The sequence below is a fragment of the Mycobacterium sp. NGS40 genome (assembly GCF_059812735.1).
The window spans coordinates 1-442 of the sequence record NZ_JCALDG010000126.1; the positions used below are offsets into that span (position 1 = coordinate 1).

Annotated in this window: 1 protein-coding gene; it reads left to right on the forward strand. The window is 60.9% G+C overall.

Annotation, left to right across the window (positions count from 1 at the left end):
* Window positions 1-82 precede the first annotated feature (82 nt).
* A partial coding sequence (gene lpqS, locus AC5Y5O_RS32230) for a putative copper homeostasis (lipo)protein LpqS (RefSeq protein ID WP_500028773.1) occupies window positions 83-442 on the forward strand: 360 nt, incomplete at its 3' end.

Here is a 442-nt window from a genome sequence, read left to right on the forward strand (position 1 = left end):
CCCAGTCGATCCCGACGTGATGCCTTGTTGTTTCGTCGCCGTTACGTGCCGCTTCTGTTCAATACCCCCGGGGGGTGCTAGCGTGGGTGTTGCCATGATCGTGAAAATTGCTCGCTACAGAAGGTGGCTGCGCTATACCACCGTGGTGGCGGCCGTCTTCTGGGTGATCGCCGTGGCCGGCGGGTGTCGCTTTCCCGCTATGAGCATGTCCGATATGGGCGTTTCCGGTGTTCGAAGTTCGTCGATCTCCACCGCGGTCAGCGACCATACCGGCGCTGCAGTAGTCCAGTCTGCATCGGTTGGCGACGGCTCGGATCTCCTGATCGATCGCGGATGCAAGCATGCCGTACAGTCCTGCGCAACAACCGATCTCGTTGCGCTCGCCGCTGTTCTCGCGCTGGTGTTGTTGACCGGGTCGCTGACTTGGCCTGTGGTGTTAGCA